13 protein-coding genes are annotated in these 19,098 nt (G+C 71.2%); 5 read left to right on the top strand and 8 right to left on the bottom strand.

Annotation, left to right across the window (positions count from 1 at the left end; all coding sequences use genetic code 11):
• The first annotated feature begins 11 nt into the window (after window positions 1-11).
• The 3 genes from BCR15_RS09950 to nudC are packed head-to-tail and all read left to right on the top strand — an operon-like array spanning window position 12 to window position 7,104.
• Window positions 12-3,101, top strand: a complete 3,090-nt coding sequence (locus BCR15_RS09950; protein ID WP_068752057.1) for an ATP-dependent DNA helicase — start codon at window positions 12-14, stop codon at window positions 3,099-3,101.
• Window positions 3,098-6,277, top strand: coding sequence for an ATP-dependent DNA helicase (locus BCR15_RS14950; RefSeq protein WP_078919546.1), 3,180 nt, complete (start codon window positions 3,098-3,100; stop codon window positions 6,275-6,277). The genes BCR15_RS09950 and BCR15_RS14950 overlap by 4 nt, the downstream gene beginning before the upstream one ends.
• Window positions 6,274-7,104: an NAD(+) diphosphatase gene (gene nudC / locus BCR15_RS09940; protein ID WP_068752056.1), complete on the top strand. Its 831-nt coding sequence runs from the start codon at window positions 6,274-6,276 to the stop codon at window positions 7,102-7,104. Before BCR15_RS14950 ends, nudC begins: the two co-directional genes overlap by 4 nt.
• On the opposite strand, the gene BCR15_RS09935 is transcribed toward nudC, so the two are convergent.
• Complete coding sequence (locus tag BCR15_RS09935; RefSeq protein WP_068752055.1) at window positions 7,091-7,291, bottom strand: DUF7455 domain-containing protein; 201 nt, start codon at window positions 7,289-7,291, stop codon at window positions 7,091-7,093. The two genes, nudC and BCR15_RS09935, sit on opposite strands and share 14 nt — an antisense overlap.
• A gap of 133 nt (window positions 7,292-7,424) precedes the next feature.
• On the opposite strand from BCR15_RS09935, the gene BCR15_RS09930 reads away from it, so the two are divergent.
• Window positions 7,425-9,503 carry a DNA gyrase/topoisomerase IV subunit B gene (locus BCR15_RS09930; RefSeq protein ID WP_068752054.1) on the top strand — a complete coding sequence of 693 codons (2,079 nt, stop codon included), beginning with the start codon at window positions 7,425-7,427 and terminating at the stop codon, window positions 9,501-9,503.
• On the opposite strand, the gene BCR15_RS09925 is transcribed toward BCR15_RS09930, so the two are convergent.
• The 4 genes from BCR15_RS09925 to BCR15_RS09910 all read right to left on the bottom strand — a co-directional run bounded on the left by BCR15_RS09925 (window position 9,500) and on the right by BCR15_RS09910 (window position 14,163).
• Window positions 9,500-10,153 carry a LutC/YkgG family protein gene (locus BCR15_RS09925; protein WP_068752053.1) on the bottom strand — a complete coding sequence of 218 codons (654 nt, stop codon included), beginning with the start codon at window positions 10,151-10,153 and terminating at the stop codon, window positions 9,500-9,502. The genes BCR15_RS09930 and BCR15_RS09925 overlap by 4 nt on opposite strands.
• Complete coding sequence (locus BCR15_RS09920; RefSeq protein WP_068752052.1) at window positions 10,150-11,622, bottom strand: lactate utilization protein B; 1,473 nt, start codon at window positions 11,620-11,622, stop codon at window positions 10,150-10,152. The genes BCR15_RS09925 and BCR15_RS09920 overlap by 4 nt, the downstream gene beginning before the upstream one ends.
• Window positions 11,619-12,410, bottom strand: coding sequence for a (Fe-S)-binding protein (locus BCR15_RS09915; protein ID WP_068752051.1), 792 nt, complete (start codon window positions 12,408-12,410; stop codon window positions 11,619-11,621). Before BCR15_RS09915 ends, BCR15_RS09920 begins: the two co-directional genes overlap by 4 nt.
• A gap of 73 nt (window positions 12,411-12,483) precedes the next feature.
• Window positions 12,484-14,163, bottom strand: coding sequence for an L-lactate permease (locus BCR15_RS09910; protein WP_068752050.1), 1,680 nt, complete (start codon window positions 14,161-14,163; stop codon window positions 12,484-12,486).
• A gap of 176 nt (window positions 14,164-14,339) precedes the next feature.
• Between BCR15_RS09910 and BCR15_RS09905 the strand changes: the two genes are divergently transcribed.
• Complete coding sequence (locus BCR15_RS09905; protein ID WP_228383404.1) at window positions 14,340-15,062, top strand: FadR/GntR family transcriptional regulator; 723 nt, start codon at window positions 14,340-14,342, stop codon at window positions 15,060-15,062.
• Here the strand turns inward: BCR15_RS09905 and BCR15_RS09900 are convergent.
• Genes BCR15_RS09900 through BCR15_RS09890 form a run of 3 tightly spaced genes read right to left on the bottom strand, consistent with a single transcriptional unit; the run spans window position 15,055 to window position 19,075 of the window.
• A complete protein-coding gene (locus tag BCR15_RS09900; RefSeq protein WP_068752049.1) occupies window positions 15,055-15,546 on the bottom strand; it encodes a beta-class carbonic anhydrase in 492 nt (163 codons plus the stop codon). The two genes, BCR15_RS09905 and BCR15_RS09900, sit on opposite strands and share 8 nt — an antisense overlap.
• On the bottom strand, window positions 15,536-18,022 hold the full coding sequence (locus tag BCR15_RS09895; RefSeq protein WP_068752048.1) for a DNA gyrase/topoisomerase IV subunit A: 2,487 nt from the start codon (window positions 18,020-18,022) through the stop codon (window positions 15,536-15,538). Before BCR15_RS09895 ends, BCR15_RS09900 begins: the two co-directional genes overlap by 11 nt.
• A gap of 24 nt (window positions 18,023-18,046) precedes the next feature.
• A complete protein-coding gene (locus BCR15_RS09890; protein WP_068752223.1) occupies window positions 18,047-19,075 on the bottom strand; it encodes an App1 family protein phosphatidate phosphatase in 1,029 nt (342 codons plus the stop codon).
• Window positions 19,076-19,098 lie beyond the last annotated feature (23 nt).

Below are 19,098 nucleotides of genomic sequence, written 5' to 3'. Positions count from 1 at the left end.
TGCATGGGGGCATGAACTTCCGGGTCCTGCCGCCGCGCCGTGCCGTCGCCCCGGTTCTGACCCTCGAACAGCGGGCCGCGCTGGGCGGCGACGGCGTGCGCGTCGTGCTGGGAGGGCCCGGCACGGGCAAGTCCACGGTCGCGGCGGCGGCCGCCGCCGAACGTGTCCGGGGTGGCGCCGAGCTCGAGCGGATCATCGTGGTGTCGCATACGCGGCCGGCCGCTCAGCAGCTGCGCCGGGACATCACCCGCCGCGTCGACAGGGCCCAGACGGGCGCCATGGTCACCACGGTCCACGGGCTGTCGCTCGGCCTGCTGCGCCGCTTCCTGCCTCACGAGGACGAGGGCTGGCGGTTGCTGCGGGCCCCCGAGCAGGAGCAGCGGATCCGCGAGCTCCTGGACGGGCAGCCGGTGGAGGCGTGGCCGGAGGCGGTGCGGCCGGCGCTGCGGACGCGTGCCTTCGCCCGGCAGCTCAGGGAGGTGCTGGCCCGCGTGCGGCAGCTCTCGCTCGACCCGGAGGCCCTGGAGTCCATGGCCCGCGAGGGCGGCGATGAGCTGTTCGCCGCCGTCGCCAGGTTTCTTGAGAGCTACCTGACGGTCGGCGACTTCTCCGGCACGCTGGATTACGCGGAACTGGTGTACCGCACGCGGCTCCTGCTGACGGACTCGGCGGTGACGGACGCCGTGCGGGCCTCATTCGACGCGGTGATCGTCGACGACGCCCACGAGCTCGACCCGGCGCAGGTCGGCCTCGTCACTGACCTCGCCCGTGCGGGCCTCCCCCTCCTGGCGCTGGGGGATCCCCGGCAGCGGATCGGCGGCTACCGCGGCGCCAGCGCCACCGCCCTCACGGACCTAGGCGGGCTGCCGGGCGCGCGCACCCTCGTCCTGGCCGCGGGCCACCGTGCGCGCACGGAGGTCGCGGCGGCCCTTGGCGCGCTGCAACCGCGGATCGCCGGCCCGGTCGATCCGCCACCACCGCTCCCGGCGGGCCCCGGCGGGCGGGTCGCGGCGCGCGTCTTCGACGACGCCACCGCCGAACTGGCCCACGTCGCGGCGGAGATCAGGTCGGCGGTGACCGTCGACGGACTGGACTGGGGGGACCTGGTCGTCGTGACGCGTTCCGGCCGCTCGCAGCTCAGCGGCATCGCCGCCGAGCTCATCCGCCAGGGCGTGCCGGTCGAGGTGTCCGGCGACGAGATCGCCGTGGCCGAGCAGCCCGCCGCCGCCACGCTGCTCCTCGCGCTGGACGTGGCCGCGAGGGGAGGGGCGCCGGCGGCCGACGAGGCGCGCCTGCTGCTGTCGTCGCCGCTGGCAGGCCTCGACGGCGTGGCGCAGCGGGCGCTCGGTCGCAGTCTGGTGGCCCGTCACCGCGCCCTCGGCACGTCGGCGGTCCTGACCGCCCGGTGCCTGGCCGACGCCGACCTCCTGACCGGGATCGACACGCCCGAAGCATCGGCGGCGCGCCGGCTGGGCCGACTCCTGGCGGAGGCGGCGTCGCTGCTGGAGGGCAGTGGTGAGGTGCAGGAGGCGCTGTGGCTGCTGTGGGACCGCAGCCTCTGGCCCGCGAGGCTGAGAGAGCGGGCGCTGCGCGGCTCACGGCGGGCGGATGCGGACCTGGACGCTGTGGTGGAGCTGTTCGACCTGGCTGCCCGCAGTGGCGACATGCGCGGGCAGGCCGGCGCCGTCACGTTCATCGCCGAGGTCGCGGGCCAGGAGATTCCCGCCGACACCGGCCGCGAATCCTCGGTGACGGGCCGAGGGGTCCGCGTGGTCACGGCGCACCGCACCCGCGGGTTGCAGTGGGAGCGGGTGTGGATCCTGGGCGTCCAGGAGGGGGCGTGGCCGCGGCTCACCCGCGCCGGCCTGCTGCTGGATCCGGACCGGATCGGTCCGGAGGCTCTGGCGCCGCCCGGGCAGGCGTCCCAGCTGGCGGCGGAACGGCGGTTGTTCCACGTGGCGTGCTCCCGTGCCGTGTCGGAGCTGCGGGTCAGCGCGGTTCAGGGCATCGAGGGGGAGGGCGGGCGACCGTCGCGGTTCCTGGACGAGCTGGGGGTCGCCGTCGAGCGCGTCTACGGCCGGCCCCGGGACCTCTTGTCCACGGCCTCCCTCGTCGGCGACCTCCGGCGCACCCTGGCCGACGAGACGGCCGGCCCGGGCCTGCGTCGCGCCGCGGCGCTCCGCTTGGCGCGCCTCTCCCAGGTGGAGGCGCCCGACGGCGCGCCGGGGTTCCCGGGAGCGGCGCCCGACGGCTGGTGGGGCCTGCATCCGCCGAGCCCCGGCGTCTCGCCGGACGACGGGCCCGTGCGGATCACCGGCTCGTCCCTGGAGATGCTGCTGGAGTGCCCGCGGCGCTGGTTCCTGTCCAGGCGCGCGAAGGCGGACAGCGGCCGGCAGTCCCGCGCCTCCGTCGGCGACGTCGTCCACCTCCTCGCGCGGCATGCCGCCGTCGACGGGCTGGACGCGGCCGGGATGCGGGCGAAGCTGGCCGAGGTGTGGACCCGCATCCCCTTCGAGGCCGAGTGGCTGTCCACGTCCGAGCGGTCGGAGATCGAGGCGGCCATCGACCGCTTCGCCCGCTACCACGAGCACAGCCGCGACACCCTGCTGGCGGTCGAACACCCGTTTCGCGTCTCCCTCACGGTCGCCGGCCAGGAGGTGCAGCTCGACGGGACAGTCGACCGGCTGGAACGTCTGCCGGACGGTCGGCTGCGGATCGTCGACCTCAAGACGGGGCGCCGGCTGCTCAAGGAGGCCGACGTCGTCGACCACGCCCAGCTCGGCGTGTACCAGCTGGCGGCCTCACTGGGCGCGTTCGAGGATGTCGCCCCCGGCGCCAGGGCCGTGGCACCGCCCGCGCTGCTGTTCCTGCGCGGTGGCGAGGCCCTGCCGCTCGAGGTGGCCCAGCCGTCCATCGACGACAGCCCGCGGCTGCCAGCGGAGGATCCTGGGGACGGGCCCACGTGGGTGCACGACCGGATCCGCAGCGCCGTGGAGATCGTGCGCGGCGGGCGCTACGACGCCACCGAGTGCGCGAGCTGCCGCTACTGCCCATTCGCCGCCTCCTGCCCCGCCCTGGGCCGATCCGGAGTCGCTCTATGACCATCCACCGTCTGCGTCCCGCGATGTCGCGGCCGGAGCACGTGGCCGACGCGCTGGCGATCCCGTTCTCCGAGGAGCAGCTGGCGGCCATCACCTCGCCGCTCGAGCCGACAGTGATCATCGCCGGGGCGGGCAGCGGTAAGACCACGGTCATGGCCGCCCGCGTCGTGTGGCTCGTTGGGACCGGGCAGGTTCGCCCCGAGGAGGTGCTCGGGCTCACTTTCACGAGGAAGGCGGCCGCGGAGCTGGCCTCGCGGGTGTCGGTCGCTCTGGACCGTGCGGGTGTGGGCGGCTCCGCGGAGAGCGACGGCGCCGAGCTCATCATGACCTACGACTCGTTCGCCGCCCGACTCGTGGCGGAGTTCGGGCTGCGCATCGGACTGGACAGGGATCCGGTGATGATCACCGGCGCCACCCGGTTCCGGTTGGCCACCCGGGTGGTGGCGGACGCCCCTGGGCCGTTCCACCACATCAGCAGGCTCAGCCACCACAACATCCCCGAGCGCGTGCTGGCCCTGGATGCGGAACTCCAGTCGCACCTGGTGGACCCGGCCGACGTCATCGCCGCCTGCGACGCGGCTGACGAGAGATTCCGGGCGGCCCCGCTGTGGCGGGGGAAGGTGATGCGCGACGTGGAACGCGCGCTCGATGCCTCCGCCGAGCGGCGCGAGCTGCTGGATCTGGTGGTCCGATACCAGGACCTGAAGCGCCGGCTGGGCGTCGTCGAGTTCGCCGACCAGCTCCGCGAGGCTGTCCGGCTCGTCACCCAGGTGCCGGACGTGGGCACCGAGCTGCGCCGCCGGTTCGGCGTCGTGCTCCTGGACGAGTACCAGGACACCTCCGCGGCCCAGGCACGGCTGCTCAGGAGTCTCTTCACCGGCCCGCCGTCCAGCGACGCGATGGGCTTCCCCGTCACCGCGGTGGGCGACCCCTACCAGGCCATCTACGGGTGGCGCGGCGCGGCGTCGGGCAACATCCTCGAGTTCCCGATGTCGTTTCGGAGATCGGACGGCACTCCCGCCGTCCGCCAGACGCTGAGCATCAACCGCCGCAGCGGCCGTCGCATCCTCCAGGTCGGCAACGGCCTGGCCAAGGCGTTAGCCGCGGCCCCGGGCGAGGCGGGCGTCAGTCTCGTGGCCCCGCCGTCGGCGCCGTCGGGGTCGGTGGCGGCGGCCACCTTCGACACCTTCCGCGACGAGGTGGACTGGATCGCCGAGATGGTGGCGGCGCGCCGGGAGACCGGCATCGGATGGGCGGACCAGGCGATCCTCGTCCGCCGCAACGCACTGTTGGCCCCCATCTTCGAGGCGCTGCGGGATCGCGACATCCCGGTCGAGATCGTCGGGTTGGGAGGGCTGCTGGCCCTGCCCGAGATCGCCCCCCTGGTGTCGACGCTCCGGGTCATCGACGACGTCACCGCCAACCCGGACGTCGCTGCTCTTCTCACCGGACCGCGGTGGAACATCGGCCTGGCGGACCTGGAACTGCTGGGGGAGCGGGCGCGGGCCATGGTGTCGCCGTCCCGACGCCCGACGGGCCTGGACGACGCTCTGGTTCATAGCGTGACGGGGGCGGATCCCGGCGAGATGGTGTGCCTCCTCGACGCCGTCGCGGACCCGGGCGACGCACCACTCAGCCCCGCGGCGCGGGAGCGCCTGGCGCGGTTCCACGCAGAGATCACCGGGTTGCGCCGGCACTCCTCGGAGCCGGTGGGGGACCTGGTCACCCGCGTCATCGACGTGCTCGGCCTGGAGTCGGAGCTCCTGGCCGCCGGCGCCGACACCTCCCAGATCGCGCGCTTCGCCGCCGAGGTGTCGAGCTACACGGACGTCGACGGTGACGGCAGCCTGAGCGGGCTGCTCGCCTATCTCGACGCCGAAGAGGAACACGGGGAAGGGCTGCAGCAGGCCGTGCCCTCCGAGGCGGACTCGGTCAAGCTCCTGACGGTGCACCGGGCCAAGGGCCTCGAGTGGGACACCGTCTACCTGCCCGGACTCGTCGACAAGGTGTTCCCGTCGGAGCCGCGGTCGGGCATCTGGCCGCAGCGTGCTGAGGTCCTGCCTGCGCCCCTGCGCGGCGACGCCGACGCGGTGCCGCAGCTGCGGGATCACACCAAGGACGGGCTCGCGGCCCTGCGGGACGCCGGCCGGATCGAGCACCGCCTCTCCGAGGACCGTCTCGCCTACGTCGCCGCGACGCGGGCCAAGCAGCTGCTGGTGGCCACCGCGCATGTCTGGACGCCGGGCAACGTCAGGCCGCGGGGGGAGTCACCCTACTTCGCGGTCATCCGGGAGCTGGCCGAGGCGGAGGGCTGCTACCTCGACGAGGCCACGCGCGACTCGGCGACCAACCCCGTGCCCGCCGAGCCCGTCCGCGCCGGCTGGCCCGTCCAACTCGACCTGGAGCAGGTCTCGGCCCGGTGCGCCGCCGCGGAGCTCGTCCGGGAGGCGGGCCGGCTCCTGGCCGTCCGGGAGGAGGAGCAGGCGGCCTGGGTGTGGGAATCGGGGACCATCACCCCCGACGACGAGGCCCGCGTCGCGCAATGGGACGCGGCGGCGAGCCACCTCACCGATCTGGTCCGGCGCCGCCACCTCACCGAGGTGACACTCCCCGAGGGCCTGTCGGCAACGGCGATCATGGGGCTGCGCGCCGATCCCGAGGCCTTCGCCGCATCGCTGGTGCGTCGGATGCCGCGCAGACCCTCCCAGGTGGCCCGCACCGGTTCCCGGTTCCACGCCTGGCTGCAGCAGCGCTTCGAGCTGCCCGCCATGCTCGAGGAGTTCGACGGGAGTGCGGACCTGGACGACGCGGACGAGCTGGCGGCGCTCACCGCCGCGTTCGAGGCCGGCCAGTTCGCGGCGCTGGCTCCGCTGGGCGTCGAGGTGCCCTTCCTCATGGCGCGTGCGGGGCACGTCCTGCGTGGCCGCATCGACGCCGTGTACCGCTGGGAGGTGGAGGGGCTCGAGTATCTCGTGGTGGACTGGAAGACGTCGGACCGGGCCGCCGACCCTCTCCAGCTGGCCGTGTACCGACAGGCGTGGGCCGAGGCGCGCGGCGTCGACCCGTCGGTCGTGGGCGCGGCGTTCTACCATGTGCCCACGGACCGGCTCCGGTTCGTCGACGCTCCGTCCTCGCTCATCGATGAGGCTCTGTCCTCAGGGAGGAACCCGTCATGAATCAGTGGACGACACCGTCCGGACTCGACCGGTCCGCCGCACGCCGGGTCCCGGAGCAGCTCCGGGCGGCGTGGTCCCAGGCGGTCGTGATCGAGGTCGACGGCGCGGGCAACCTCGCCGCGGACGCCGGCGCCCCCCGCCGGCTCGCGGCGCCGGGGGACCTCCGCGACGAGGACATCCTGCTGGGGTGGTATCAGGGCCGCCCGTGGCTCGCCCGCCGCGTCACGGCCGTTGAGGGGCCCACCATCGGATGGCGGGATCTCGACCCCACCATGGCCGATCCCCTCGCGGCGGCCGTGGCGCTCGCCCGGTGGCATGCTACGTCGCCCACGTGCGAAGCCTGTGGTACTAGAACCGTCCCGGACCTGCTGGGGGCGCGGCGGTCCTGCCCGGAGTGCGGGGCGTTGGCCTTCCCCAGAATCGATCCGTGCGTCATCGTCGCCATCACGGACCCGGCCGACCGGATCCTGTTGGCGCGGCAGGGACAGTGGGCCGCCCGACGGGTCTCGGTCGTGGCGGGGTTCGTGGAGGCCGGCGAGTCCGCCGAGCAGGCGTGTCACCGCGAGGCCGCCGAGGAGGTCGGCGTCCGGCTGACCGGAGTGTCCTACGTGGCCAGCCAGCCCTGGCCGATGCCGAGGTCGCTCATGCTGGGGTTCGAGGCGCGCGCCGAGGACGGCCGGATAGACGTCGACGGCGACGAGATCGCCGAGGGTGCGTACTACACCCGCGCGGATCTCGCCGCCGCCGTCGGTTCCGGAGCCCTCACGCTGCCCGGTCAGGCGTCGATCGCGCGACACCTGATCGAGCGGTGGCTCAGCGCTGGCTGAGCCGGCTCGTCTCGTCGTGGATGTGGCTGGCCACCTCGGTCAGCTTCTCGCGGTGCTGCGCGGCGTGGTGGGCGCAGAACATCAGCTCGCCGCCCGACCGCAGAAAGACGCGGAGATAGGCCTGAGCGCCGCAGCGGTCGCAACGGTCGATGGCGGTCAGCGTAGGGTCCATGGCAATCTCGGTCATCGCGGTCCTCCCACCGTGTGATCTGATCAACGTGATCGGAAAGTTCAACGTACCGGACGGCGCAAATGTTCCCGGCGTACCCGCCCGCGTTTCGTGCGACGGCGGCCGCGTCGGCGCCCGGTAGCCTAGGCCGGTGCAGACCCCGAAGAGCAAGCAGCCCCACTCGCGCGACTACGAGGCGAAGAACCTCCTGGTGCTCGAGGGGTTGGAGGCGGTGCGTAAGCGCCCCGCGATGTACATCGGCTCGACCGACACCCGCGGGCTCATGCACTGCCTCTGGGAGATCATCGACAACGCGGTCGACGAGGCGCTCGCCGGCTTCGGCGATCGCATCGAGGTGGTCCTGGACGGCGACGGCTCCGTCTTCGTCGCCGATCACGCCCGCGGCATCCCGGTCGACACCGAGCCCCGCACCGGCCTCAGTGGCGTCGAGGTGGTGTTCACCAAGCTGCACGCCGGCGGTAAGTTCGGCAACTCGTCGTACAACGCCACGGGTGGTCTGCACGGCGTGGGCGCCTCGGTCGTCAACGCCCTGAGCACGCGGCTCGACGTCGAGGTGGACCGCGGGGGAGCGACGTGGTCGATGAGCTTCCGCCGCGGCGTTCCGGGCGTCTTCGACGGCGACGGGCCGAACGCGGCCTTCACCCCGCAGAGCGGACTTCGCAAGACAGGGCGCGTGGCCAAGGGCGTGACCGGCACACGGGTCCGCTACTGGCCCGACCGGCAGATCTTCCTGGCCGATGCCGAACTGTCGCTGAGCCACCTGCACGACCGGGCGCGCCAGACGTCGTTCCTGGTTCCCGGACTCGCCCTCGATGTGGCCGACCGGCGCGGCGACGAGCCGTCGCGGGAGACGTTCGTCCACGTCGGCGGCATCACCGAGTTCGCCGACTTCCTCGCCCACGACGCCCCTCTCACCGACGTGATCCGGCTCCAGGGACACGACGCCTTCGTCGAGACGGTCCCGATGCTGGACGATTCGGGGGCCATGACGCCCACCGACGTCGAGCGGGATCTCGACGTCGACATCGCCGTGCGCTGGGGCACCGGATACGACACGACCGTCAAGTCGTTCGTGAACATCATCGCCACCCCGAAGGGCGGCACGCATGTCGCGGGCTTCGAGCGCGGCCTCACGCGCGCCTTCGTCAAGTCGCTCGACGGGACGCGGCTCCTCAAGGCCGGCGAGGAGATCATCAAGGACGACTGCATGGAAGGCCTCACCGCCGTCGTGACGGTGCGCCTGGCCGAGCCGCAGTTCGAGGGCCAGACGAAGGAGGTCCTCGGCACTCCGCCGGTCCAGAAGCTGGTGACCGGCATCGTCGAGCGCGAGTTGGCGGAGTTCCTCACGAGCACCAAGGCCGCAGTCCGCCCCGTCGCCCGGACCCTCATGGAGAAGGTGGTCAACGCCTCGCGGACCCGCGTCCAGGCTCGGGCGCACAAGGAGAACCAGCGCCGTAAGAACGCGCTGGCCTCCTCCGCGCTGCCGCCTAAGCTCAAGGACTGCCGGTCCACCGCCGTGGACGGCACTGAGCTGTTCATCGTCGAGGGCGACTCGGCACTGGGCACCGCCAACGTCGCGCGGAACTCGGAGTTCCAGGCGCTGCTGCCGATCCGCGGCAAGATCCTCAACGTCCAGAAGGCGTCAGTGGGGGACATGCTCAAGAACGCCGAGTGCGCCTCCATCATCCAGGTCGTGGGCGCCGGTTCCGGGCGGACGTTCGATCTCGAGGCCGTCCGCTACGGCAAGATCATCTTCATGGCCGACGCCGACGCCGACGGCGCCCACATCCGCACGCTGCTGGCAACGCTGTTCTTCCGGTACATGCGCCCCCTGGTGGAGGCGGGGCGCATCTACTCGGCCGTCCCGCCCCTGCATCGGTTCGAGCTCATCAACCCCAAGCGGGGCTACGAGAAGTACATCTACACCTACTCGGACGCGGAGTACCAGCGCAAGGCCGCCGAGCTCACCAAGCGCGGCCAGGCGTTCAAGGATCCGCAGCGCTACAAGGGCCTCGGCGAGATGGACGCCGATCAGCTGGCCGACACCACCATGAACCCGCGGCACCGCACCCTGCGGCGGCTGACGGTGGATGACGCCGCCGCCGCGGAGCGGGTGTTCGAGATGCTGATGGGCAACGACGTCGGCCCCCGCAAGGAGTTCATCGTTGAGGGGGCCTACGCCCTTGAGGCCGACCGGATCGACGCTTAGCCCTCGACCAGCACCACCGAGAGGTGACGAGGGCCGTGGACGCCCTCGACCCGGCTCAGCTCGATGTCGCTGGTGGCCGAGCCCCCGCTCAGCCAGGTGACCGGCCGGCGTTCCCGGAGAGCGGGCGCCAGGCGGGTCATGCCCTCCGGCACGTCGCTGACCACCTGGTCGGCCCGGACCACGCAGATGTGCCGGTCCGGCAGCAGGCTCAGGGCGCGACGTCCCTGCCCGGCGGAATGGTCGAGCGCGATCGTGCCCGAGTCGGCCATGGCCACGGCCGAGGTCGTCACGACCGCGTCGATGGTGTTGAGCTGGGCGTGACTGAGTGGTGGCTCGTCGCGGTAGACCTGGATGCCGGACGCGCCGATGGCCGCCGTCCACTCTCCGGGCAGCCCGCCCGGCACCACCACGCTGGTGGCCCCGAGGCGTTGCAGGGCCTGGACGATCGTGGTGCCGATACCGGACTCGGCACACCGATCGACCGTCGCCTTGTAGTCCTCGACCTTCTCGACGAAGTCGGCGAGGACGTCAACCGTGTCCAGTGGGCGTCCGTACACCCACTCGACCGGTACATCCACCTCGGGGCGGTCTTCGGTGACGTCAGCGGTGGCACGCCGGACGCGGCGCAACACCTCCTCGCGTGCGTTCACTGCTGGTCTCCTTCGTGGTTGTCCTTCCACCACTGACGGAAGGTCTGGGCGGGTGGGGCCTCGACGTCGCGGGCCTGCAGCCAGCGCGACGCGATGGGGATCGGAAGGGGGCCGAGCCACTTGCCGCGTAGGACCTTGCCGGCCAGCTGGCTGGCCTGCTGGGCGGTCTCGAGGTGCGAGCCGTCGGCCATCAACCATCCCGCGCCCTTCATGAGGGCCTGTTCGCCGGTGGGGTGCTTGGCGGTCTTGTACTCCACGGCCTTGTGCCGCAGGTGCACCAGGATGTCGGTGAAGGGAATCCGCACCGGACACACCTCGTTGCAGGCACCGCACAGCGTGGAGGCGAAGGGCAGTGCCCGGTCGTTCGGGTTGTCCATGCCTCGCAGCTGCGGGCCGAGGATCGCGCCGATCGGACCCGGGTAGGGGGAGCCGTAGGCGTGGCCGCCGACCCTCTCGTACACCGGGCAGATGTTGAGGCAGGCTGAGCACCGGATGCAGCGCAGGGCGGCGCGGCCGTGGGGGTCGGCCAAGGCATTGGTACGGCCGTTGTCCAGGAGGACGACGTGCAGGTCCTGGGGGCCATCACCGGGGGTGACTCCGGTCCAGAAGGACGTGTACGGGTTCATCCGCTCGCCGGTCGACGACCGCGGCAACAGCTTGAGGAAGACCTCGAGGTCCTGCAGCGTCGGCACGATCTTCTCGATGCCGACGATGGACACCATGGTCTCGGGCAGCGTCAGACACATGCGGCCGTTGCCCTCCGACTCGACGACGACGAGCGTGCCGGTCTCCGCGACGATGAAGTTTCCGCCGGACACCGCCATCTTGGCCCGGAGGAACTTCTCCCGCAGGTGCGTGCGTGCCGCGTCGGTCAACTCGGCGGGGTTGTCGGAGATGCCCTCCGGCGCGGGGGTGCCGTAGCGGCCCATCTCGGTGGTGAAGATCTCCCGGACCTCGGACCGGTTGCGGTGGATCGCGGGGACGAGGATGTGGCTGGGCAGGTCGTGGCCCAGCTGGACGATGAGCTCGGCCAGGTCCGTCTCCCAGGCCGCGATGCCGTTGGCCTCCAGGTGCTCGTTGAGGTCGATCTCCTGCGTGACCATGGACTTGATCTTGACGACCTCGTCGACACCCTTGGCCTGGGCGATCTCGGTGACGATCCGGTTGGCGTCGTCCGCGTCGCGTGCCCAGTGCACCGTGATGCCGGCCGCGGTCATCGCTGCCTCCGCCTGGAGCAGGTAGTGCTCCAGGTGACGGGCGACGCGGTCCTTGATCTGCGCCCCCGCGGTCCGCAGTTCTTCCCAGTCGGGCACCTCGGCCGCGCGCGCGACGCGCTTGGCGCGGATGGTCCCGGTCGCGTGGCGCAGGTTCTTGCGCTGTTCGGCGTTCTCGAGCGCGGACTTGGCCGCCTTCGGGAAGGGGGGGATCCCCAGCCAGGAGCCGGGTTCCGGGGTTCGCCGCTCGGTCATCGCTGGTCCTCCTCGGTGCTGGCCAGGATCTCGGCCAGATGGATGGTCTTGATTCCTGCCCGCTGCCGGTGCAGGACGCCGCCGATGTTCATGAGGCAGGCGTGGTCGCCGGCCACGAGGAACTCAGCGTCGGTGGACCGCACGTGCCGCGCCTTGTCCGACGCCATCGCGACGGACACCTCGGAGTTCTTGACGGAGAAGGTGCCGCCGAATCCGCAGCACTGCTCGGCCTTCGGCAGATCGACGAGGTCGATGCCCCGGACGGCCCGCAGCAGCTGCAGCGGCCGGTCGCCGACCTTCGCGATGCGCATCGAATGGCAGGTGGGGTGATAGGTCACGCGGTGCGGGAAGTAGGCGCCCACGTCGGTGACTCCCAGCACGTCGACGATGAACTCCGTCAGCTCGTACGTGCGGGACGCCACGGCCCCCGCGGCGGTCGCGAGCCCTTCGTCGCCCGCGTCCTGGGCGAGCATGACGTGCTGCTCACGCACTGAACCGACGCAGGACCCGGACGGGCCGACGATGTAGTCGTACTCGCCGAACGTGTCCGCGTAGTTCCGCACGGCCGGGAGTGCTTCCTTGTAGTAGCCCGTGTTGGTCATGATCTGGCCGCAGCAGGTCTGCTTCATGGGGAACGACACGCGACAGCCGAGCCGCTCGAGCAGCTTGACGGTGGCGATGGGGACCGACGGCTTCATCGTGTCGGTGATACACGTCGCGAACAGGGCGACGTGCGGGGCGGCGGAACGGGCCGGGCGGGCGTCCGTGCCGGGAGCTTCGGTGGTCATGGATGTCTCCTCTGAAATGGTCACGGGATGGCCGGGGTCCGCGCCGGGTGACGACCCGGACCCCGGCGCGGGGTCAGGGCAGCATCCAGCTGAGGATGGGCGTGGACTGGAGGCCGATGAGGAGGCACAGCGCCGCCAGCATGCCGAGGCTCCACCACACCACCTTGCGCAGCAGTGCCGACTCCTGGCCGACGATCCCGACCGCCGAGCACGCGATAGCGAGGTTCTGCGGGGAGATCATCTTGCCGACGACACCACCGGAGGTGTTGGCGGCGACGAGCAGCGTCTGATCCAGGCCGGCGGCGGCGCCCGCGGTCTGCTGCAGCTTGGCGAACAGCGCGTTGGCCGACGTGTCGGATCCGGTGATGGCGGTGCCGATCCAGCCCAGGGTGGGGGAGAGGAAGGCGAACGCCGCGCCGGTGCCGGCGATCCACGTGCCCACGGCGATGGTCTGGCCGGAGAGGTTGAGCACGTAGGCGAGGGCGAGGACGGACCCGACCGTGAGGATCGACCAGCGCATCTTGACGACCGTGTTGCGCAGTTCGCCCCACGTGTCGCGGGCGGAGACGCGGTAGATCAGCGCCACGAGGATCGCCGTGATGGCGAGCAGCGTGCCGGGATTGGACAGCCAGTTGAAGTTGAACATGGTGCTGGACACCGGCTCGCCCGCGCTGTTGAGCACGTTGCCGTAGAGGCCCGGCCAGCCGAACTTCACGTCGGTGGACGTGAGAGCTTTCGTCACCGGCGGAACGAGCTTGGCGACCGAGAAGATGATGATGACCAGGACGTAGGGCAGCAGCGCCATCGCGATGTGCCGCGGCGTGAGGGGCCCGCGGTCGCGGGAGTGCTCGTCGTGCGCGCCCGTGATGTCCGCGGCGCCGGAGGCGGCCACCTCGGCCCGCATGCGCTCGAGCGCGGCGTGGCCGCCCTTCGGCTGCCAGACCTTGAGCACCAACACGCCGACGCCCAGGCCGACCAGGGAGGCGATGACGTCGGTCAGCTCGACGGAGATGTAGGTCGCCGAGATCCACTGCGTGACGGCGAAGCCGGCGCCGATGGCCATGGCCACGGGCCAGACCTCCTTGAGGCCGCGGATGCCGTCGGCGAGGAGCAGGAGCAGGAAGGGCACGAAGAACGCGAGGATGGGCGTCTGGTGGCCGACGTACGCGCCGATCTCGCGGTAGTCGATGCCGGTGAGGTTGCCGGCGGTGATGATCGGGATGGCGACGGCGCCGAAGGCGACGGGGGCGGTGTTGGCGAGCAGCACCACCATGGCGGCGCGGAAGGCGGGGAACCCGATGGCCATGAGCATGACGCCGGTGATCGCGACCGGGGCGCCGAAGCCGGCGAGCGCCTCGAGCAGTCCGCCGAAGCAGAATGCGATGAGGATCGCCTGCACGCGCGGGTCGTCGGAGATCAGGTTGAACGTGTCACGCAGGTCGTTGAACCGGCCGCTGACGACGGTGATCTGGTAGAACCAGATGGCCGCGATGACGATCCAGATGATGGGGAAGAGCCCGAAGAAGAAGCCCTCCACGCCCGAGTTCACGGCCAGGCCGAACGGCATGCGGAACGCGACGACCGCGATGACGATGGCCACGGCGGTGGAGAAGAGCCCGGCCCAGTGGGCCTTCCAGCGCAGCACCGCGAGCGTCACCATCATCGTGACGATCGGGATCAGGCCGACGAGGGCCGAGAGCCATTGGGCTCCCAGTGGATTGATGTCGGGGGTGAATACCTCGAGAGGGGTCATGAGAACTCCGGTGTTCTATGTGACGGACGGGGGCGGCCCTGGTCAGAGCATTGCCATTGGTCCGACCATGCTATGACCGGACATAGCGCAGCCGCAACCGTTGGTCGGACCGAAATCCGGGGTCGCACGTTCGTGCAGAGGCCGCAGGCGGCGCGTGCATCGGGCATGATGGACAGGTGGTAGGACCAACCGACGGCGAGCGCCCCGACTCAGGGGGCTTCGAGACGGCGCTGACATTCATCTCGGAGGAGATCCTGGCCGGGCGCTACGTCTCCGGCAGTCGTCTGCCCGCCGAGCGTGCCCTCGCCGCTGACCTGGGAGTCAGCCGCGGCGCCGTCCGCGAGGCCATCAAGGTCCTGCAGGCGCAGGGCATCGTGAGTGCGAGTGTCGGAGCCGGTCACGGGACCCGGATCACGACGACTCAGGGGTCGGCGTTCGGCCGGATGCTGCGGCTCCACCTCGCGCTGCAGTCGACGTCCTACGACGACCTGACCGAGACGCGGGTCGTGTTGGAGCGGGCGGCGGCGCAGGCCGCGGCCGGTCACGCCGATGCCGACAGCCTGGCGGGGCTGGCCGACCTCGCGGAACAGATGGCGGAGGTGCATGACACCGCCCTGTTCAACGACCTCGACACCGCATTCCACGTGGCCATCGCCGCCATGGCCGACAACCAGCTCATCCGCGATCTCACCATCGCCATCCGGCAGGCCGTCGCAGGGCGCATTCTCGACGCTGAGGAACGCCTGGAGGACTGGGGCTCGTTGCGGCTGAGGCTCGTCGCCGAGCACGACGGGATCCGGCAGGCGCTGGGGTCCGGAGACGGTGCGGCCGCCGCGGATCTCGTCGAGACACACATCCGCAGCGCGCACCGCGCGCTGTTGCCCGCAGACGTCAGATGAGCTGCGTGAGGCGGCCGGAGTCCACGTCGTACATGAAGCCGCCCACCTCGGCATACCCCTTGACGAGGGGATGGCTCGCCACCATGTCCACGTCGGCCCGGAGCCGTTCCAGCTGATCCGGGTGCGCGCCGAACGAGATCCACGAGGTGTCGTGGCCCGTCCGCTCGGCGATGGTGCGCCGGATGTCCGCGTCGGTTCCGGCGGCCATGGCGCACCGGGTGTGGGGAACGATCATGATGCGCGTGACATTGAGCAGCTGGGCGCTGAGGACGCAGCCCGTCAGCACCGACGTCGTGACTCTGCCACCGGGGGACCGGAGAATCTTCGCGTCACCGAGCTTGAGGCCGATCATGCCCAGCGGCTCGATGCGCGAGTCCATGCAGGTGACCATGGCCACCCCGGCCTTGGCAATGCCGTCGAAGCCGCCGTCAGTGAACGAGTCGGCGTAACGCGCGTTGTTGGCGAGTAGGTCCTCAAAGCTCATGGTGGTCTCCTTCCGTCGGCGATGCTACCGGTCCGGCGCCGGTCCGGGTCCCGCGTCCGGCGACGGCGGTGACCGGCTGCGCGAGCGGCAGCCCCGAGCCGTCGCGGCGGCCCGGGGTCGAGGGCAGATCCACCGGGGAGCCGCTCGCCGCCGAGGCGACCATGGGGCGCGGCCCGATCGCGGCGATCAGCAGCGTGTCCTCGCCCTTGAGGAAGCGGTGGGCGCGGACGCCTCCCGTGGCGCGTCCCTTGGCCGGGTACTCGCTGAGCGGCGTCACCTTGGCCGCGCCGGTCTCCGTGCCCGGCAGGGAGGTGGAGGATCCGGCGACCGTCACGACGTCGTCGGTGTCCACCCGCACCGCCCCGAACCACACCGCCCGGGCATCCGGGGCCAGCTTGATGCCGGCCATGCCGGCACCGGAGCGACCCTGCGGCCGCACGGATGAGGCGGGGAAGTGCAGCAGCTGCGCGTCCGAGCTGACGAATGCCAGGTGTGAGTGCGGGTCGTCGAGCTGGACGGCGCCGACGACCTCGTCGCCGTCGCGCAGCGCGATGACGTCCCACGAGTCCTTGCTCAACACCTCCGGGTTGACCCGCTTGACGACGCCCATGGCCGTGCCGAGCGCCAGGCCGGGTTCGTCCGGTCCCAGCGTGGTCAGGCCCAGCGGGCTCTCACCCTGCTCGAGCGGCCACATCTCGTGGGCGAGGCTGCCGCCCTGGAGGCCGGGCGCCGACGCGGTGAGGGGGACCGTGGGCAGTTCGATGGCCCGGCAGCGCAGCAGCCTGCCCCGGTTGGTGATCACGCCGAACTCGCTGTGGGCCGTGGTGGCGAGACGGGCGACGATGACGTCATGGGCCGAGCGGCCCTCCACCGGCAGCTCGTGGCAGGCGTCCGTTCGGGCGACGAGCCCGGTGCCGCTCAGGAGGACCCAGCACGGGTCGTCGGCAAGCTCGAGCGGTGCGGCCGCCGTCGCCGCGACGCCGCTCGACGCGAGCAGAACCGTCCGGCGCGGGGTGCCGAACTGCTTGGCCACCGCGCTCAGCTCATCACCCACCACGCGCCGCAGCACCTGGTCGTCGTCGATGATCTCGCGCAGGCCGGCGATCGTGTCGATCAGCTGGGCGGCCTCCTTCTCCAATTCGATCGTCGAGAAGCGGGTGAGGCGGCGCAGCTGCATGTCCAGGATGTAGGTGGCCTGGGTCTCGGTCAGGTCGAAGGCCCCGATGAGCCGGCCGCGGGCCTCCGCGGCGTCGTCGGACGAGCGGATGATCGCGATGACATCGTCGATGTCCGCGATCGCGATGATGAGGCCACGGACGAGGTGCAGCCGGTCCTCCGCCTTGCCCAGCTGGAACCGGGTGCGGCGCAGGATGACGTCGAGGCGATGCTCCAGATAGACCTCGAGCATGTCCTTGAGGCTGAGGGTCCGCGGCTGTCCCTCCACCAGCGCGACCGCGTTGATGGCGAACGTGTCCTCGAGCTTGGTGACCTTGAACAGCTGCTGCAGCAGCGCATCGGGGTTGATGCCGTTCTTGACCTCGATCACCAGGCGGGTGCCGTTGGCGAGGTCGGTGAGATCCTTGACGTCCGCGATGCCGACGAGCTTCTTGTCGTCGACGCCCTTCTTGATCTGCTCGATGATCTTCTCGGGGCCGACCATGTACGGCAACTCGGTCACCACGATGCCCATGCGGCGGGGCGAGACCTTCTCGATGCGCGTCGTCGCCCGCAGCTTCAGGGTGCCCCGGCCGGTGGCGTAGGCGTCCCGGATCCCATCGAGGCCCACGATCTTCCCGCCCGTCGGGAAGTCCGGGCCGGGGATGTGCCGCATCAACTCGTCCAAGCCGGTGTCGGGGTTGCGCAGGAGCTGGCGCAGCGCGGCCACGACCTCGATGAGATTGTGGGGGGCGATGTTGGTGGCCATGCCGACGGCGATGCCGGTGGCGCCGTTGACCAACAGGTTCGGGAAGGCGGCCGGCAGGACGCTCGGCTCGGACTCCTTGCCGTCGTAGTTGGGCTTGAAGTCGACGGTGTCCTCGTCGAGGCCTCGTGTCATGGCGAGCGCGGGCGGCGCCATCCGGCACTCCGTGTAGCGCATGGCGGCGGGACCGGCGTCGAGGGAGCCGAAGTTGCCGTGGCCGTCCACCAGCGGCAGGCGCATGGCCCAGGGCTGGGCGATGCGCACCAGCGCGTCGTAGATGGCGCCGTCGCCGTGTGGGTGCAGCTGGCCCATCACCTGGCCCACGACGCGGGCACACTTGACGTGGCCGCGGTCCGGGCGGATGCCCATGTCGTCCATCGAGTACAGGATGCGGCGCTGCACCGGCTTGAGTCCGTCGCGGGCGTCGGGGAGCGCGCGCGAGTAGATGACGGAGTAGGCGTACTCGAGGAAGCTGGTCTCCATCTCCTCGGTGACGTCGACGTCGAGGATGTGCTCCTCTTCCGTCGCCTCGTCATCGATGGTGGGCTTCGCCATCGGGGCGCCTCCTCAGGGCCGGGGTTACAGCAACTGGGCGAGCTTATCGCCCAACGCGTCGCCGTCCGGCGCACGCACCTCCGGCGCCGTGTCGGGTTCCCAGCGTTCCTCCTGTCCGGGGACCTCCATCGGCAGGCCGTGGGCCAGCGTGTGTTCACCGGGGGTGAGCTGCCGGATGGCGCGCGCCCGCACATGCTCGGGCTGCAGCGTGGCGAACTCGGCATAGAGCTCGGGATCGTGCTGGCCGTCGTCGCCGACCAGCAGCCAGCGGACGTTGGGGAGGTCGCGGGCGAGCTCCCGCAGGCAGCGGCGCTTGTGGTCCTGCCCGCTGCGGAACCACCCTGTGTTGGTGGGCCCCCAGTCCGTGAGCAACATCGCCCCCTGGGGGATGCCGTGGCGCGCGGTGAACCGCTGGATCATCGGATACGTGTTCCAGGCGCCCGTGGAGATAAAGATGATGGGGGCGCCGGGATGCTCGGACAGCAACCGCTGGTAGAGCCGCGCCATGCCCGGCACCGCCTGGCGGGCCTGCTCCTTGACCACGAAGGAGTTCCACGCGGCGACCATGGGCCGGGGCAGCCAGGTCGACAGGATCGTGTCGTCGATGTCGCTGACGATCCCGAACTCCTCCGCGTCGTCGATGACCTGGACGCTCGCCAGCGCCGAGGACCCCGCCGACCCCTCCAGCAGGACCGAATGCCAGCCCGGGGGCAGGCCGGGGTTGCGGACCCGCACGTCGACGTAGCCGCTGCGGTCGGCGTGCACGGGGATGCGGGTCTCGCCGATGACGACGTTCACCTGGGCCCCCACCTGCGCGGCGTTGATGAAGTTACGCCAGCCGCGGCGGTACAGCAGCGCCGAGGCGGCCTGGACGATGCCGAGATCGGCCGACGGGCGCAACACCACGCGGGCCAGGATGCGCAGCTGCTCGCCGGTTCCGTACCCGGTGAAGGGCAGGATCTTCTCCTGCCAGCCGCGGCGCCGGAGCGCGCGACTGAGCAGGGCGTTGAGCCGATCCTCGATCCTGGCTGCGATGAAGGGGCGGGAAGCCATGGCCACAACGGTAGTGCAACGTG

This window comes from Tessaracoccus lapidicaptus, assembly GCF_001693815.1.
Classification (GTDB): Bacteria; Actinomycetota; Actinomycetes; order Propionibacteriales; family Propionibacteriaceae; genus Arachnia; species Arachnia lapidicapta.
Note: the sequence above shows the minus strand (reverse complement) of the source record. Positions and strands in the feature narration are given on the sequence as shown.

What these genes read in the sequence shown, in the direction of transcription:
- BCR15_RS09950 (WP_068752057.1), top strand. Translation starts at nt 12, where the DNA reads ATGAACTTCCGGGTCCTGCCGCCGCGCCGTGCCGTCGCCCCGGTTCTG.
- BCR15_RS14950 (WP_078919546.1), top strand. Translation starts at nt 3,098, where the DNA reads ATGACCATCCACCGTCTGCGTCCCGCGATGTCGCGGCCGGAGCACGTG.
- nudC (WP_068752056.1), top strand. Translation starts at nt 6,274, where the DNA reads ATGAATCAGTGGACGACACCGTCCGGACTCGACCGGTCCGCCGCACGC.
- BCR15_RS09935 (WP_068752055.1), bottom strand. Translation starts at nt 7,291, where the DNA reads ATGACCGAGATTGCCATGGACCCTACGCTGACCGCCATCGACCGTTGC.
- BCR15_RS09920 (WP_068752052.1), bottom strand. Translation starts at nt 11,622, where the DNA reads ATGACCGAGCGGCGAACCCCGGAACCCGGCTCCTGGCTGGGGATCCCC.
- BCR15_RS09915 (WP_068752051.1), bottom strand. Translation starts at nt 12,410, where the DNA reads ATGACCACCGAAGCTCCCGGCACGGACGCCCGCCCGGCCCGTTCCGCC.
- BCR15_RS09910 (WP_068752050.1), bottom strand. Translation starts at nt 14,163, where the DNA reads ATGACCCCTCTCGAGGTATTCACCCCCGACATCAATCCACTGGGAGCC.
- BCR15_RS09900 (WP_068752049.1), bottom strand. Translation starts at nt 15,546, where the DNA reads ATGAGCTTTGAGGACCTACTCGCCAACAACGCGCGTTACGCCGACTCG.
- BCR15_RS09895 (WP_068752048.1), bottom strand. Translation starts at nt 18,022, where the DNA reads ATGGCGAAGCCCACCATCGATGACGAGGCGACGGAAGAGGAGCACATC.
- BCR15_RS09890 (WP_068752223.1), bottom strand. Translation starts at nt 19,075, where the DNA reads ATGGCTTCCCGCCCCTTCATCGCAGCCAGGATCGAGGATCGGCTCAAC.